General features: G+C 53.9%; 14 protein-coding genes. 7 read left to right on the forward strand and 7 right to left on the reverse strand.

Annotated features, from left to right (window positions below; translation table 11 throughout):
* Positions 1–32: 32 nt before the first annotated feature.
* Both JL719_RS16755 and JL719_RS16760 read right to left on the reverse strand, forming a co-directional pair.
* Positions 33–818 carry a hypothetical protein gene (locus JL719_RS16755; protein WP_033155419.1) on the reverse strand — a complete coding sequence of 262 codons (786 nt, stop codon included), beginning with the start codon at positions 816–818 and terminating at the stop codon, positions 33–35.
* Between the two features lie 85 nt (positions 819–903).
* Positions 904–1233, reverse strand: a complete 330-nt coding sequence (locus JL719_RS16760; protein ID WP_033155420.1) for a hypothetical protein — start codon at positions 1231–1233, stop codon at positions 904–906.
* 133 nt (positions 1234–1366) lie between these two features.
* Here JL719_RS16760 and JL719_RS16765 point away from each other — a divergent pair, with 133 nt between their 5' ends.
* Entirely contained in the window at positions 1367–2311 is a 945-nt protein-coding gene (locus JL719_RS16765) for a ribokinase (protein ID WP_033155421.1), read from the forward strand.
* On the opposite strand, the gene JL719_RS16770 is transcribed toward JL719_RS16765, so the two are convergent.
* From JL719_RS16770 to JL719_RS16785, 4 genes are read right to left on the reverse strand one after another with little or no spacing between them, the layout of a single operon-like run.
* Entirely contained in the window at positions 2308–3126 is an 819-nt protein-coding gene (locus JL719_RS16770) for a GntR family transcriptional regulator (protein WP_033155422.1), read from the reverse strand. The two genes, JL719_RS16765 and JL719_RS16770, sit on opposite strands and share 4 nt — an antisense overlap.
* 19 nt (positions 3127–3145) lie before the next feature.
* The gene (locus JL719_RS16775) at positions 3146–3412 is read right to left on the reverse strand and encodes an SWEET family sugar transporter (protein WP_033155423.1); all 267 of its coding nucleotides are present in this window, start codon (positions 3410–3412) and stop codon (positions 3146–3148) included.
* Between the two features lie 10 nt (positions 3413–3422).
* On the reverse strand, positions 3423–3617 hold the full coding sequence (locus JL719_RS16780) for a hypothetical protein (protein ID WP_033155424.1): 195 nt from the start codon (positions 3615–3617) through the stop codon (positions 3423–3425).
* Positions 3618–3622: 5 nt separating this feature from the next.
* On the reverse strand, positions 3623–5929 hold the full coding sequence (locus JL719_RS16785; RefSeq protein ID WP_033155425.1) for a DNA translocase FtsK: 2307 nt from the start codon (positions 5927–5929) through the stop codon (positions 3623–3625).
* A gap of 171 nt (positions 5930–6100) precedes the next feature.
* Here JL719_RS16785 and trxB point away from each other — a divergent pair, with 171 nt between their 5' ends.
* On the forward strand, positions 6101–7057 hold the full coding sequence (gene trxB / locus JL719_RS16790; protein WP_033155426.1) for a thioredoxin-disulfide reductase: 957 nt from the start codon (positions 6101–6103) through the stop codon (positions 7055–7057).
* Between the two features lie 43 nt (positions 7058–7100).
* On the opposite strand, the gene JL719_RS16795 is transcribed toward trxB, so the two are convergent.
* Positions 7101–7673 (reverse strand): methyltransferase family protein, encoded by a 573-nt coding sequence (locus JL719_RS16795; protein WP_033155427.1) that lies wholly within the window; start codon positions 7671–7673, stop codon positions 7101–7103.
* Between the two features lie 88 nt (positions 7674–7761).
* On the opposite strand from JL719_RS16795, the gene JL719_RS16800 reads away from it, so the two are divergent.
* Genes JL719_RS16800 through JL719_RS16820 form a run of 5 tightly spaced genes read left to right on the forward strand, consistent with a single transcriptional unit; the run spans position 7762 to position 15724 of the window.
* Positions 7762–8460: an ABC transporter ATP-binding protein gene (locus tag JL719_RS16800; RefSeq protein WP_033155428.1), complete on the forward strand. Its 699-nt coding sequence runs from the start codon at positions 7762–7764 to the stop codon at positions 8458–8460.
* Positions 8457–10868, forward strand: a complete 2412-nt coding sequence (locus JL719_RS16805; protein WP_033155429.1) for an ABC transporter permease — start codon at positions 8457–8459, stop codon at positions 10866–10868. The genes JL719_RS16800 and JL719_RS16805 overlap by 4 nt, the downstream gene beginning before the upstream one ends.
* Positions 10869–10915: 47 nt before the next feature.
* Complete coding sequence (locus tag JL719_RS16810; protein ID WP_033155430.1) at positions 10916–13102, forward strand: PhnD/SsuA/transferrin family substrate-binding protein; 2187 nt, start codon at positions 10916–10918, stop codon at positions 13100–13102.
* Positions 13099–15285, forward strand: a complete 2187-nt coding sequence (locus JL719_RS16815; protein ID WP_033155431.1) for a CHASE domain-containing sensor histidine kinase — start codon at positions 13099–13101, stop codon at positions 15283–15285. The genes JL719_RS16810 and JL719_RS16815 overlap by 4 nt, the downstream gene beginning before the upstream one ends.
* Positions 15275–15724, forward strand: a complete 450-nt coding sequence (locus tag JL719_RS16820; RefSeq protein ID WP_033155432.1) for a response regulator — start codon at positions 15275–15277, stop codon at positions 15722–15724. The genes JL719_RS16815 and JL719_RS16820 overlap by 11 nt, the downstream gene beginning before the upstream one ends.

A 15724-nucleotide genomic window follows, 5' to 3' on the forward strand; every position in this document is an offset into this window, starting at 1 on the left:
GCTTAAACGCTACTTTGGAAGTCAGAAACGTTTCAGATACCGGCAGCAGCGGCCCATTGCAGACGCATCGCTCCGATTAGCGCCAATAATACCGATCCGAATAGCCAAGCCGAGGCTGGCAACGGCACTTGAGAAATCCCTGAAACGTTTGCGTAAGCATGAGTGGTAACCCTAAAAAATATGCGCCCGGTGCTCGTGGTTGGCAAAGTGACCGATAAGGTACCTCCAGCGCTGTCCGGCAAACTGCCGACAAAATTGGCGTTAAGAAACAGATCTTTTCGGGCTAGCAGCGATTGGTTAGGGTCGCCGAAATCATTGACCACCAGCACTACGGACGCCGATGCCACATCACTCGGTTCGCTACCGGGTATCAAACTGATATTCATGCTGTAATCGACCGAGAAGGTCGTCACCCCGCTGCCGGAACCAGTAAAGCTACCGGTGCGGGACGACTCAGTAACGACAGCATCGCCAAACGCTGGATCGAGATCCTGGGAATAGCTATATAGGACGTTGGGATCAACATCAGCTCGCGAGGTAAGCGAGCGAATACCGCTACCAGTTTGCAGGCTGGTTAGCGGCGTCACCCAATCGGACGAATAGGTACCGGTGCCATACGGCGTGTCCAGGCGCGTGCCCACGCCCGAAGATTTGTCGTACCAAGCGATGCCGGCATTCACATTGGTTCCAGACGTCACTCGGAAACTCCCCCAGTCAACGCTAACCTCGGCAGTTGCGTTCGCACTCGCGACGGCATTTGTATTGAAGACCACCAGATCGAGGATGGACAGGGTTAGTAATGCAGTTTTGACTTTCATAATATTTCCTTTGGAAATACGAAGCTTGGCTTCACCGGTCAGTTCGAATTTCTAAACGAACTGAAACGGTAGCATAAATAAAGGGCTACTCACTTGGACCAATGGCCAGATAACTGCAAACTACATCGACATCGGTTTCCAAACCTGTTTCGGTATTCGCTGCCGAAATGGCTATCAGGTCTCGGCCACCAGCCGCACCACCCGGAACGTACTCGATAGACCAAGGAACAAACGTAGTACCGGCGTTTGGCATACCTTCGGCGGAGTAGATACTAACGGTTACATCAGGTCTGGCCGAAAAAGGCGGCACACTGGCCCAGAGCAATCGGGTATGCGCGCCGCCCTCGCCTGGTGTCATGTTTTCCGTACCGCTGACGATTTGGGTGTTATTGATATTCAGAACTTGCTGGGTCATAGCTAATACTCCATCTTTTTGGTATTTAATTAAGTAACCATATAGATACCATTTAGATTTTTTTGCGTCAATCGTAAATTATTGGTTTTATTTCGGTACTATTTCACAGACTTTTTTCTAAAACGGAGATGTCGTGTCCATCCTAGTATTAGCCAGCTATGTCCATGCTCATTGCCTGAACGTTGAGCGCTTGCCTTGTTCGGGCGAATCCTTGCAAGCAACCGGCATGATCGAGGAACACGGCGGCAAAGGCTTGAATGTTGGCATAGCCGCGCATAGGCTTGGCGCTGAGGTGGCAATGCTATTGCCGCTGGGAATGGACTCGGCGGCGGATGAAGTAATTGAGCTCATCAAGAACGCGGGCATGAACAGCCGCTGGCTGCTGAAAACAGGCCCGCAATCCGGTTTTGGCGTGGGCTTTATCAGCCCGACCGGCGAGAACTTCCTGGCAGTCTATCCGGGCGCCAACACGCTGCTGAAAGAGGAACACGTCGAACAAGCCCTGGCCTCCCTGCCCCATCTCAATCTGATTTACGCCCAATTCGAAATCCCGGAAGCGCCGATCCGCAGGGCCTTCCAGATCGCTGGTCAGCGTGGTATCCGCACTATGCTGAACCCCTCGCCCTGGCGGCAACCTGATCCCGGCTTGTTAAAGCTGACCGATATTTTGGTGGTAAACGAAACCGAAGCCGCTGCATTATTCGGCCTAAGCAACAATGTGATCAGCCTGGCGCAGTGGCTGAGTAACTTATCCAAGTGGGCGCAACAAATTGCCTGGTCCGGGGAACTACTGGTGGTCACACTGGGTGAGGCGGGATGCGTGGCGTTAACGAAAGACGTGGTTCTTCACCAACCGGCTTGGCCAATAGCCGCACTGGACGCCACCGGCGCCGGCGACGCATTCAGCGCCGGTCTGGCAACTGCCTTGCTGAATAACCTGAGTTTAACCGAGGCTTTGAGACTAGCTAGTGCCAGCGGTGCCTGGGTTGCCAAGCATCATGGCGTATTGGGGTGCTTGCCGACACCAGCCGAGATTAATCATTTTATAAAAACCAATCCAATACCAAAATTAGTCTAGTTCGGCCGGATCTTCAGATTGACCCGGTAGGTATAGGCGTCGCCGCGAAACGTGCCTTCGACATACTCCACAATCTGCCCGTTGTCGGCGTAGGTCTTGCGCTTCAACAACAAGCAGGGACCCGGCTGGTCAAACCCGAATACGGCCGCTTCCGCGTCATCGCTGAGTACCGCTTCGATGGATTGTTCAGCGTGCACCAAGCCCAAGCCACATTGGAGCTCAAGGTATTGATAAGCGGAGCCTTCGCCGTTCCAATCAGCCAAAGCCGGCGCTACCGTTAGATCGTACCAAGCCACTTCGCGCGATAGCGGCATACCGTCTCCCAAGCGCACCCTTACCAAACGTAGAAATCGCGTAGACGCCGGACGATTAAAAATAGACGCGATAGTTCTATCGACGACAATCTTGTGCTCGAGAATTTGCGTAGACGGGATAACTCCCAACTCGCGCATTTCCTCGGTAAAACCTTTCAGTTTACCCATCTCCGGATTAATCCGCGAAGGTGGCGCCTTAACCGTGACGCCGGCGCGACCATGAGTAGCAATACAATCCTGAGCCCGCAATTCTTCATAACAACGCCGCACCGTGGTGCGACTAAGATCCAGCGCTTCCGCCAAAGCTCGCTCGGATGGCAGACTAAAACCATCTCCGAGCTCGCCGGACTGGATCATATCGGTGATGCGTCTTTGCAGTTGCTTGTAGACAGGCTCGGAAATGCCGGTATTCGGGCGAATTTTCTCAATGAAAGCACTGCTGTCATTGGCGGCGAAACTATCGGCTCTTATTTCGATATGGCTGGAAGCACTGGAAGACATTGTGGTTGACCCGGCATATTCATTTACGCAGCAGATTATGGATTTTAAAGCCCAAGATAGCCGCTGCCAGCAAAAAGGTAATAGCGTTGGCTACTATGATAGCTATATTCACCAAATAGATACCATAAATCAACCACAGCAACACCCCCAAGGTAAACATGCTGTACATGCCTAGTGACAAGGATTCGGTGTCGCGGGTTTTGAAGGTCTTAATTGCTTGAGGCAGAAAAGAAGCGGTGGTCAAAGTCGCCGCCAGATAACCGATTAACTCGGGAATTAGGTTCATGTCAGAAAAATCAAGCCGAGAAATGTTTCCAGCCGAAGTAGCTTAAGGCGACCAGCAATAATTGCGCGAAAGCCAACAGCCAGAAATAACCCAAAAACATCATGATCTTAACCGGCGTTTCCTGGCTTTGTTTAGAGCTGACTAACCAGCCGCCGATGCCGGAAACGGCAGCGACGACCAGCAAGCCTATAATGATAATACTCATTGCAATCAGCGCGGCGGGGGTGCCAATACCTCACGGGAGCCGTTGGTTTCCGGCATGCTGACCACGCCGGCGTTTTCCATGTCTTCGATGATGCGCGCCGCGCGGTTGTAACCGATTTTGAAACGGCGCTGCACGCTGGAGATAGACGCTTTGCGCGATTCGGTAACGAACGCCACCGCTTCATCGTAAAGCGCATCGGATTCGCTGTCTTCGCTGTCCAAACCGGCCACTTCGCCGCTATCGGTGCGCTCTTGAGTGATTTCGTCCAAATAATTGGTCGGACCGGTTTTTTTCAGGAACTCCACCACCCGATGTACCTCGTGGTCATCCACAAACGCACCATGGGCGCGCAACGGGATACTAGTGCCGGACGGCAGGAACAGCATGTCGCCGTTACCCAGCAAGGCTTCCGCACCGCCTTGGTCAATAATGGTCCGGGAATCGATGCGCGACGATACCTGGAAAGAAATTCGGGTCGGCACATTGGCTTTGATCAAACCGGTCAACACATCCACTGATGGACGCTGGGTTGCCAACACCAAATGAATACCAGCGGCTCGTGCCTTTTGCGCCAAACGGGCGATCAGTTCCTCGACCTTTTTACCGACCACCATCATCATGTCGGCCAACTCGTCGATGACGATGACGATGCTGGGTAGTGTGTCCAGCAAAGGATAGTCTTCCAATGCCACCGGCGTTTCCGGCCGGAATAGCGGGTCGCGAATCGGCTGACCGGCCGCTTCCGCTTCCCTGACCGCCTGGTTATAACCGGCCAGATTTCGCACACCCAATTTGGACATCAATTTGTAACGACGCTCCATTTCCGCCACCGCCCAACGCAAGGCGTTTTGCGCGTCCTTCATGTCGGTAACGACCGGCGTCAGCAAATGCGGGATGCCTTCGTACACCGACAATTCCAGCATCTTCGGGTCTATCATGATCATTCGCACATCTTCCGGCTTGGCTTTGTACAGCAAACTCAGAATCATGGTGTTGATCGCTACCGATTTACCGGAACCCGTGGTGCCGGCCACCAGCGCATGCGGCATTTTGCCCAGATCGGCCACCACTGGCGTGCCTGAAATGTCCTTACCCATCGCGATGCTGAGCTTGGATTTAGCCCGCTCAAACTCATCCGATACCAGTAAGTCGCGTAGCGAAACCATTTCCCGCTCTTGATTCGGAATCTCCAAACCAATCACCGATTTACCTTCGATAATCTCGACGATACGCACGCTGGTTACTGACAAACCGCGCGCCAAGTCTTTGGCCAGGCTGCTGATGCGGCTGACTTTCACACCGGCCGCCAAGCGTAATTCGAACCGGGTAATCACCGGTCCAGGCAATACCGCTTCCACTTCGGCGGCGATACCGTAATCCTGCAATACATCCTCGACTTGGCGGGAAATTTCTTCCAGCTCGGTTTTGGAATAGCGCTTCACCTTGATTTCACGCTTGTCCAGCAAAGACAAGGTTGGCAAGGCGTTGATGTAGGCGCCGGGCTCCATATCGTCCACGGGTTTGCTGTCTTTTCTACGCAAGGGTCTAACCGCGACAGCGGCAGAAGGTTGCGCGGCTTCTAGCACTTGAATTTGCGACTTTTTCGCGCGCTCTTCGGTTTTAACTTCGGATTGCTGATTACGCGGTTTTTTGGTTTCTTTTACAGGTTCGAGTCGCGCGGGTCTATCCGCGCGATAACGCTCGGGCACCTCAACTGCCTGCCGGCCCACAACCGAACAGGCCGTCATCGCGCATTTGCCGATAAACGCCATCATCGTCAGCCAGGACAAGCCGGTAAACAAGGTCACGCCGGTCATGAAAATGGCCAGTAACAACAGGGTAGAACCGGAATTGCCTAACAGATGCACCAAGGCGTCGCCAATTTCCCGCCCCAGAATACCCCCCGGGCTCTCCGGCAAATCCATCTTGGTACGCAGAAAATGCAGGTGCAAAAACAGAATCGCCGAGCCGGACACTGTAGTAGCCAGGAAACCTGCCGAGCGCGACGCCAGCGCCCACTGCCCACCGGTCTGGCGGGAACCTTGAAACAGGATGTAGCCATACCAGAAAATCATCACCGGAATCAGGTAGGCCATCAAGCCCAGAAAACTCAGTACAAAATCCGCCAGCCAGGCACCAAACAAACCGCAGGCGTTACTGATGGATTGATACGATGTGCTATGACTCCAACCCGGATCGTTGGAATTAAAAGTGACCAGGGCAATTAAAAAAAACAACGCACAACTCGAAAATCCCAGTAATGCGATTTCGCGATAGCCTCGCGAGGCTCTTTCTTCCACAACAGCAACCATAGTTGTCGGCTCACAATAAAAGCGTCACAAAACATGATTATAGATGATGTAAATCGATTTCACATTAGCTTTACCGGCCACGCCATTAAAAACCAGTTGGTAAATCGGTTTTATCGCGGGGGGAATGCCCTTATAATTTTGCTACCCTAACCCGCATGGAGACTCGACATAATGGCTGCCGCAAAACATTGCAAACTCTTAATCCTAGGTTCCGGCCCGGCCGGTTACACCGCAGCCGTTTACGCCGCGCGCGCTAACTTGAATCCGGTGATGATTACCGGCATGCAACAAGGCGGCCAATTGACCACCACCACTGAAGTGGACAACTGGCCTGGCGACGTGGAAGGCTTGCAAGGCCCGGATTTGATGGAACGGATGCGCCTGCACGCCGAGCGCTTCAATACCGAAATCATTTTCGACCATATCCATACCGCCGATCTGTCGCAAAAACCGTTTACGCTAACCGGCGACGCCGGCGTGTATACCTGCGATGCGTTGATCATTGCCACCGGCGCTTCCGCGAAATATCTGGGTCTGCCGTCCGAGGAAGCGTTCAAGGGTAAAGGCGTTTCCGCCTGCGCCACTTGCGACGGTTTCTTTTACCGCAACAAACCGGTCGCAGTGATCGGCGGCGGTAATACTGCTGTGGAGGAAGCCCTGTATTTGTCCAACATCGCCTCCGAGGTGATCGTGGTGCACCGGCGCGATAAATTCCGCTCAGAAAAAATCTTGTCGGACAAGCTGATCGAGAAATCAAAATCCGGCAACGTGCGTATCGAATGGAATCACGAGTTGGACGAAGTACTGGGCGACGACATGGGCGTTACCGGTTTGCGTATCAAGAGCACGCAGGACGGTAGCACCAAAGATTTGGACGTGCACGGCGTGTTTATCGCCATCGGCCACACCCCCAACACCGACATTTTTGCCGGCCAGCTGGAGATGGAGCACGGCTATATCGTCGTTAAAAGCGGCATCCACGGCAATGCCACGGCCACCAGTGTGCCCGGCGTATTCGCGGCTGGCGACGTGATGGACTCACATTACAAACAAGCTATCACCTCAGCCGGCGCCGGCTGTATGGCGGCTTTGGATGTGGAAAAATATTTGGATGAATTGACCGGCTAGGTCTATCCGCTATTGGGGCGGTTAAAACCGCCCCAATACGCTTTCAATATATCCAAGGCAACAGCCGCCAGGTAGACCGGCAAAAATCGGCATAAACCGCACCGAACTCCGCCAGCAACATCCGCTCTTCAATCTCGATTCTGCGAATAAACGCCCAAACCGTCGGCCCTAGCAACATCGCCAACGCCAGAACATCGCCCATCGCCACTCCGGCGGCAAACAAGGCTATCAACAAGCCGGTGTAGGCCGGATGCCGTAGCCAACGGTAAGGCCCTTCTTTGATTAATCTGTGTTCTTGCTGTATCAGCACGTTAGTTGTGAAAAATCGGCCCAATTTCATCACCGCCACGTAACGCAAATAAAGCCCCGAAGCAAACAACAGCATGGCCAACATTTGCCTAGGCAGATAATCAATCCTTATAGGCGCCCACGCCAGATTTTTAAACCACAATGCCAGCGCCAGACTTGCCAAAATACTGATCCACAAAATGCGCTGCGAACGCCGCTCCGTATTCACGACCGGCCCGGCTTGCAGCGCAGTACGGCGGGCCAAAGCAATTTCCGCCGCTATCCAAACCATGCAAAGCATTAGCCACAAAATCCGTACCGATGTCATTGATCGCCCTCCGGCGCAGTGTGCGTGAGATGACGGGTATGCCAGGATCCCCGCGCCTCGTGTAACATACCGCAATTTGCCGGCTGTTATGAAAAAGATCATCGAACTGAAACAGGTTTATAAGGACTATCCGCAAGCCGGCACGCTGCAAACTGTCTTGCATGACATCAACCTGGATATTTATCCCGGCGAATTCGTCGCCATCGTCGGCCCGTCCGGCAACGGCAAATCCACCTTATTAAATCTGCTGACCGGCATCGACCATCCCAGCCAAGGCCAAGTCAGCGTCAACGGCACCGAGCTGCAAACACTCAGTAACGAAAAACTCAGCATCTGGCGCGGCGCCAATGTCGGCATCGTGTTTCAATTCTTCCAGTTATTGCCTACCTTGAATCTGCTGCAAAACATCGTGCTACCCATGGACTTTCTCGGCTCGTTAAACAAGCAACAGCGCCGCGACCGGGCCATGTATTTGCTGGAACTGGTCGGATTGGCCGATGCCGCGGAGCGCTTGCCCAGCCAGGTTTCCGGCGGCCAGCAACAACGGGCGGCGATTGCCCGCGCGCTGGCCAACGATCCCCCGCTGATCGTCGCCGACGAACCCACCGGCAATCTGGATGCGGCCACCGCCGATTCGGTGTTCGATTTGTTTGCGCATCTGCGCGATCAAGGCAAAACCCTGGTAATGGTCACCCACAACGAAACCCTGGCCGACGCCGCCAGCCGCAAACTGGAAATCCGCTCCGGACGGATCCACGCCGACAGCAAGCCGGTGAACCTGATTTGAATACGCTCTGGTATAAAGTGTGGGCCGACTTATGGCTGACTAAAAGCCGCACTGCCTTGGCGATTATCAGCATCGCCGTCGGCGTCTGCTGTGTCGGCACATTGTTCGGCATGATCGATTTGCTGCTGGGCAAAATGGATGCCGCGCATCGGCAATCGCAACCGTCACACATCAATCTGATTTTGAGACAGGATGCAGACATCGGTTTGCTGGAGCAAATCAAGGCCCTACCTGGCGTAGCCGGCGTCGATACGCTGACGCCGCTGAGCGTGCATTTCCGCCAACCTGGCGAGACCGACTGGCAATTGGGAACTCTGATCATCCGGCCAGACTACGACAAGCAACATTTCGACAAAACCGCATTACAATCCGGCGATTGGCCGGGCGTTAATCAAGTAGCGATAGAAAACCTCTCGGCCCAGTTTAGCGGCATGCAAAGCGGCGACATAGAATTCGAAACCGCCCAAGGCCCGCAGACCTGGCCTATAGGCGGTATCGTCCGCCATCCCTTCGTTAAACCGCCCAAATTCGGCGGCCAAATACATTTTTTTGCCGGCACCGCGCAAGCCACCCAATTCGGCATTCCGGCACACAGTTTCCGGCAGTTGCTGGTGCAAATCGCCGAACCTTACAGCAGTGAATCCGCCCGCAGCGTTGCCGGGCAAATTCGCAGCCTGCTGAGCGCGCAGCATATCGGCGTCAACGTCACCTTGTTACAAGACCCGGAACAACATTGGGGCCGGCCGTTTTTAGCCGGGATCAACGGCGTCCTGCAAATCATGGCCTTGGTCTCGTTAGCCCTAGCTAGCGTATTGATTTTAAACACAGTATCGGCCCACATTACCCAGGAAACCGACCAGATCGGCGTCATGAAAGCGCTGGGCGCCAAGACCATCACGATTGCCAAACTGTATCTGCTGGAAATCCTGTTTTTATCGTTGACGGCGATAGTTTTCGCCGTACCACCCGCCCTGGCTACCGCTTATTTCAGTGCCTGCCGACTGCTGGCTTTATTCAACATCGATTGCGGCGCATTTGCCATTTCCGTGCCAGCCGTTAATTACATGCTACTCGGCGGCCTGCTGGCGCCCTTGCTGGCGGGTTTACCGCCGATTCTGCGCGGCGCTGCGCTGACGGTGCGCGTAGCAATCGCCAGTTACGGCGTGGGCGCGGATTTTGGCTACAACCGTTTCGATCTACTAATTGAGAAGTTCGGTGCGCGCTTTCTGCCGACTTTATCCGCCGCAGCCTTAGGGAATTTGTTCCGCCGTAAAGCCAGGCTGGTCTTGACGCAAAGCGTATTGGTCTGCGCCGGCGTGATGTTTTTAGTGTTGACCAGCTTGATCGCCTCGCTGAATTTAACCCTGGACCGGGAAATGGCCCGCAGCCGTTATACCGTGCGCCTGGGTTTTACCAGCGACCAACCCGAGCAAAAAGTACGCGACATCGCCGTAGCGGTAGCCGGCACGGAACAAATTGAATGCTGGCAACGATCCAGCATACAAATTGCCAAGGACGGCCTAGCGTTGCCGCAAAAAGGCAGCCTGGGCCTGCAGATGCTGGCGTTGCCGGCCAACTCGACGATGTACCAACCGCTGATTGAATCCGGACGCTGGCTCCAAGCCAGCGACGCCGGCCAGCGCGTACTGGCGCTGAGTGCGGATACGGCCGCGCTCAACGGTATCCAAGCCGGCGACATGCTGGACGTCGCACTGGGCGCCGATCACAAGAAATGGCAAGTGATAGGTATCTATCGTTGGTTGGCCGGCAATAGCTATGCAGTGGAACCGGTCTATGCACCATTGGAAACTCTACGGCAGATCACTCAAAACCGGGAAATGGCGTCGTTTGCACTGCTGGATGCGCCGGTCGCCGACCTACATGAAGAGGCCGATTATTTACACAGTTTGAAACAACAGTTTCAGGACCATGACGTACAACTGGATGTTTACACCACTCTTGCCAAACTGGAACAACGCCAGTTTACCCGCAACCAGTTCAAATCAGTGCTCAACACCCTGCTGGGCCTGGCCTGCATGATTGCGGCGGTCGGCGGTATCGGTTTATCAGGCACATTAGCCATTAGCGTATTGCAGCGCATTCGCGAAATTGGCGTATTGCGCGCCATCGGCGCCCCGTCAAAAAAAGTGTTCCGCATGTTTTTACTGGAAGGCCTGCTGCATGGCGGCATGGCTTGGTTACTGAGTATTCCGCTCGCTTATCTGGCCGCCGAACCGCTAGCGAAACAACTCGGACGAACTATGCTTGGCATACAACTGGATTTCCGCTTCGACTGGTGGGCTGTTCTGTACTGGCTGATGATCATGTTAATCGTGGCCTGGATAGCCGCCTTCTGGCCGGCGCGCAAGGCAACCCGCCTGAACATTAGAGAATGTTTGGGACATTGAACAGCTGAGTATTGGGTTTTACCTAAATGAGCCGTGGCCATTTATTAATGATTACAAACGCTTTGCTTAACCGGATTAAATTTCTGTTACTGGGCTGTTGCGTGCTGGTCAGCTTTTCAGCGCTGGCCGACGCACCAGTGCGGATCGGTGTATTAGCCTATCGGCCCAAGCCGCAAACCCTGGAACAATGGCAAGCACTGAGTAAAGTCTTGCACCAGGCTATACCGGAGCGCGAATTCATCGTCGAAGCTTTGAACTACGACGAACTGGAGGCCGGTGTGGACAGTAGCCAATTGGACTTTGTGCTGACCAATCCCGGCCACTATGTCCATATCAGCTATCAACACGGCTTTTCAGCACCGCTGGCCACATTGCTCAGACACGAGGACGGCGGCTCTCAGGATAAGTTCGGCGGCGTCATCTTTGCGAAAGCCGAGCGTTTGGATCTCAACGCACTCGGCGACCTGCGCGGCAAAAAAATCGCCGCTACCAGTCAAGACTCCCTGGGCGGCTTTCAAATGCAAGCCTACGAAGCCGCCCAAGCCGGCATAGACATAGTCAAGGCATCCCAATTGGTCATCACAGGTATGCCGCACGATGCGGTAACGGAAGCGGTATTGTCCGGACATGCCGATATAGGCTTTGTCCGCACCGGAGTTCTGGAGGATTTGGCCAAAAATGGCAAGCTCGATCTGCGGCAAATCAAAATCCTCAACGCTCAACCCTCTACTGAATTCAAGCTGCTATCGACTGCGCTTTATCCCGAGTGGCCGTTTTTAGCCATGCCCAACGTAGACCGCGCGCTGGCCAAAAAAGTCGCCGGCTGTTTGCTGCTGATGAGCCCCGACCTCATTCCGGGGATTGAAGGCTTTACCATCCCGGCCGATTACAATTCGGTGGAACAACTACTGCGGAACGTGCGCGCCAAGCCGTTCGACGCTGTTCCGTCATTCACGTTGACGGATATTTGGCAACGCTACCCGACACCGATACTGGCACTCAGCGCCGGCGTATTCCTGGTGGTGTTGCTCAGTTTGAGTTTATTCTCGGTGAACCGCTATCTGGCGGCGGAACGGCGCCGAGTCCGCGAACAGAATATTCGGCTGGCGGATAGCGAATATCGCTGGAAATTTGCTCTGGAAGGCGCCGACGAAGGGGTATGGGATTGGGACATTGTCAGCGGCGAGGTGTTTTTCTCGCCGCGCTGGAAATCGATGGTGGGTTATCAACCGGAAGAATTCGCCAATAACTTCGATGCCTGGCGCGACAGCCTGCATCCTGACGATACCGACCGGGTGCTGCAAACCCTGTCCGACTACTTTGACGGCAGGAATAAATTGTATTGGGTGGAGTTTCGCATGCGCTGCAAGGATGGACGCTACAAGTGGATACTCGCCAAGGGCATGGTGGTGGCGCACACGCCGGAAGGCAAACCGCAACGGATGTTGGGTACACATGTCGATATCGACAAGCATAAACAGATAGAACAAGAATTAAGGCAAAGCCACGACGCCTTGTTGCGTTCCAATGTCGATCTGGAACAGTTCGCTTACAGCGTCTCCCACGACATGCGCCAGCCTTTGCGCATGGTCTCCGGCCATTTGCAATTTTTGGAACGCAATCTCAGGGAATCACTGGATGAAGACGCGCGGCAAAATCTGAATTTTGCCTTGGAAGGCGCCAAACGGATGGATGCGATGATCGTCTCGCTGCTCGAGTATTCGCGCGTCGGCCGCAAGACTCAACAAAAATCCTGGACTGCCAGCGACGCGGTCCGCGACGAAGTGTTGCAATTCGTCGAACCCCTGGCAACACAATGCCAAGCCAACATCCGTTGCCAAGGCGACTGGCCTATCCTGTATGCCAGCCGCGACGAGCTCAGCCGCCTGCTGCAAAACCTGTTGGTTAACGCCCTGCACTATCAGCAAGAATACCAAGCTCCCATTATCGATGTTAACTCCGAGGTCATTGACGGCTGTTGGCGGCTCAGCGTGCGCGACAACGGCATCGGTATAGACCCCGGACAATTTGATAGGCTGTTTCAGTTCTTTAGCCGCCTGCAAGCCCGCACGCGCTTCGAAGGCACCGGTATGGGCCTGGCTTTGTGCCGGCGCATAATAGAACATCACAACGGCAAAATATGGGTGGATTCCGCCGGCGAAGGCCTGGGCTCCTGTTTTACGTTTGAAATTCCCTTGGGCTATACCCCCGCAACCGACAGCCAGCCGACATGAATAAGCACCCTGAAACTTCGGTCGGCGCCCAGCCACGCTCAAGCCTGAGAAAACCGCGGTATTACAGCCACTGGCTGACGGTGGCAGTCCTGCTGATTACATTGCTCACCAGCTATCAGGCTTGGCGGATTGCGGTTGAAGACTTGGCACACGAACGCCAGCTCTATTTCGATTTCCGCGTCCGGCAATTGGTGCAAAGTATTGAGCAACGATTACAAACTTACGAGCAAATGTTATATGGCGCCCGGGGTTTGTTTGCCGCATCAGGATTGGTAGAACGCAGCGAATATAGGGAATACGTCTCCGCACTGAACCTCGACCAACGCTTTCCAGGCATCCAGGGCGTGGGCTTTTCGCTGTGGATACCGAAAACCGAGAAAGACCGGCATGTTGCCGAGATGCGCAAACAAGGCTTTGCCGATTACGACATCCATCCCGTCGGCGAGCGGGATTTTTACACATCGATAATTTATCTGGAACCATTTTTAGGTCGCAATCTACGCGCATTCAGTTTCGACATGTTCTCTGAGCCAACACGAAACCGCGCGATGAGCTATGCCCGCGACAACAATAGCCTGGGCATCAGCGGCAAAGTAATCTTATTGCAGGAAACCGAACAAGACGTGCAAGCCGGCTTTTTAATGTACCTGCCAGTGTATAAAAAGGACGTGCCGCACGACACGCTGGAGCAACGCCGCGCCGATCTGCTGGGTTGGGTTTACGCACCATTCCGCACCAAGGACTTAATGGCCGGAATTGGCGGCGAACTAGAAAGCGATTTGGGATTGGAAATATTCGACGGAGAAACATTAAACGAAGAAAGCCGCATGTACGGCTCCGCACCGCCGGCAAACATTCAACCACTATTGACTTCCAAACAACAGATTGTGTTGGCTTGCCACCCGTGGACCCTATTGATTCATGCCGAACCGAATTTCCAAGCGCGTGTCGATCAAGACAAGCCATTCATTATCGCCGGCAACAGCGTAAGCCTGAGCCTGCTATTAAGTCTGTTGACTTGGCAATTGGTGAATAGCCGCAGCCGAGCAATGGTCCTGGCAGAAAACATGACCGCCGAATTGCGCGAGAGCGAAAGCCGGTTCCGGGCCATGGCGGACTCGGCGCCAGTGATGATTTGGCTCTCGGACTCAGCCAAGCGCTGTTACTGGTTCAACAAAGTCTGGTTAGACTTTACCGGGCGCAGTATTGAACAAGAACTAGATAATGGCTGGACAGAAACAGTGCATCCGGATGATCTGGAGTATTGTCTAAACTACTACACCGGACACTTTGAAAAACGCCTGCCTTTCAGCATGGAATATCGTATGAGACGCCACGATGGTGAATATCGCTGGTTGTTCGACACCGGTATTCCCCGTTACGACGACCACGGCGAATTCGTCGGTTATATCGGCTCTTGCATCGATATTACCGAGCGTAGACGAATCAGCATGGCTCTGGAATCCAGCAACGCCGACCTGAGCCGTTTCGCAGAAATTTCCGCCCATCATTTGATGGAGCCGACTCGCCGCTTCAGCAGTTTTACTCAACGCTTACGCAACTCATTAAAGGCGTATCCGGAGGCCTTGGGCGACGAAGACATTAATAGTAGCCTGGATTATCTGGAACACGACGCACTGCGTTTAATCGGTCTGGTACGTGACATTCAACTTTACGTGACCGCCAATCAAGCCCGCGACAAAATGACTCATGTGGACGCCAAAACCGCTGCCCAAGCGGCTATCCACGCTTTAGCGGACGCGATAGCGATTGCAGGCGCAAGTGTCAGCGTCGGCGAACTACCGCATGCCTATATCGATCTCCCCCGCATGGCCGAGCTATTTAGATTGCTTTTGGACAATGCACTCAAACACGGCCGGCCAGCCAATTCTGAACAACCCTTACGGATCGAAATTGGCGGCGTATCCGATCTGGACGTAAATCGTTATTATGTGCGCGATAACGGCGATGGGATAGATGCGGAATACCGGCAACGGGTCTTCGAAATTTTTGAGCGCCTGCATTATCGCGACAACGAGGCCGGCACCGGCATTGGTCTGTCGATAGCCCGCCGCATCGTCAGCAGTTGTCGCGGCAAAATTTGGATTGAAAGTACAGCGCAGAACGGTACGGCAGTGGTGTTCGAGCTACCCAATATAGAAGGAAATAAGCATGACGGATAAATCAACGCCGCTGTTCGATGTGTTGCTGGTGGAAGACGAACCCGCCGACGCCCATCTGGTGAAAATGAGTTTCAAGGAAAACCGGGTGCGTTGCAATCTGCATCATGTCTGGGACGGTGTCGAAGCGCTGGCGTTTTTACGGCGGCAAGGCGCCGACTATGCCGACGTGCCGCGCCCGGATTTGATCTTACTGGATCTGAATATGCCGCGCATGAACGGCCGCGAGTTTCTGGCTAAAATCAAGTCGGAACCGGACTTTTCCAGCATTCCGGCTATTGTCCTGACCACTTCCGATATTGAGCGCGACGTGGTCGCAACCTATCAACTAGGCGCCAATAGCTACATTACCAAACCGGTGGATGTCGAACAATTTATCGCGGCGGTTCGGCAAATCGAAGGCTATTGGTTCAATGTAGTGCGCTTACCCAGCAAGCAATAA

Source organism: Methylomonas sp. LW13 (assembly GCF_016865255.1).
GTDB lineage: Bacteria > Pseudomonadota > Gammaproteobacteria > Methylococcales > Methylomonadaceae > Methylomonas.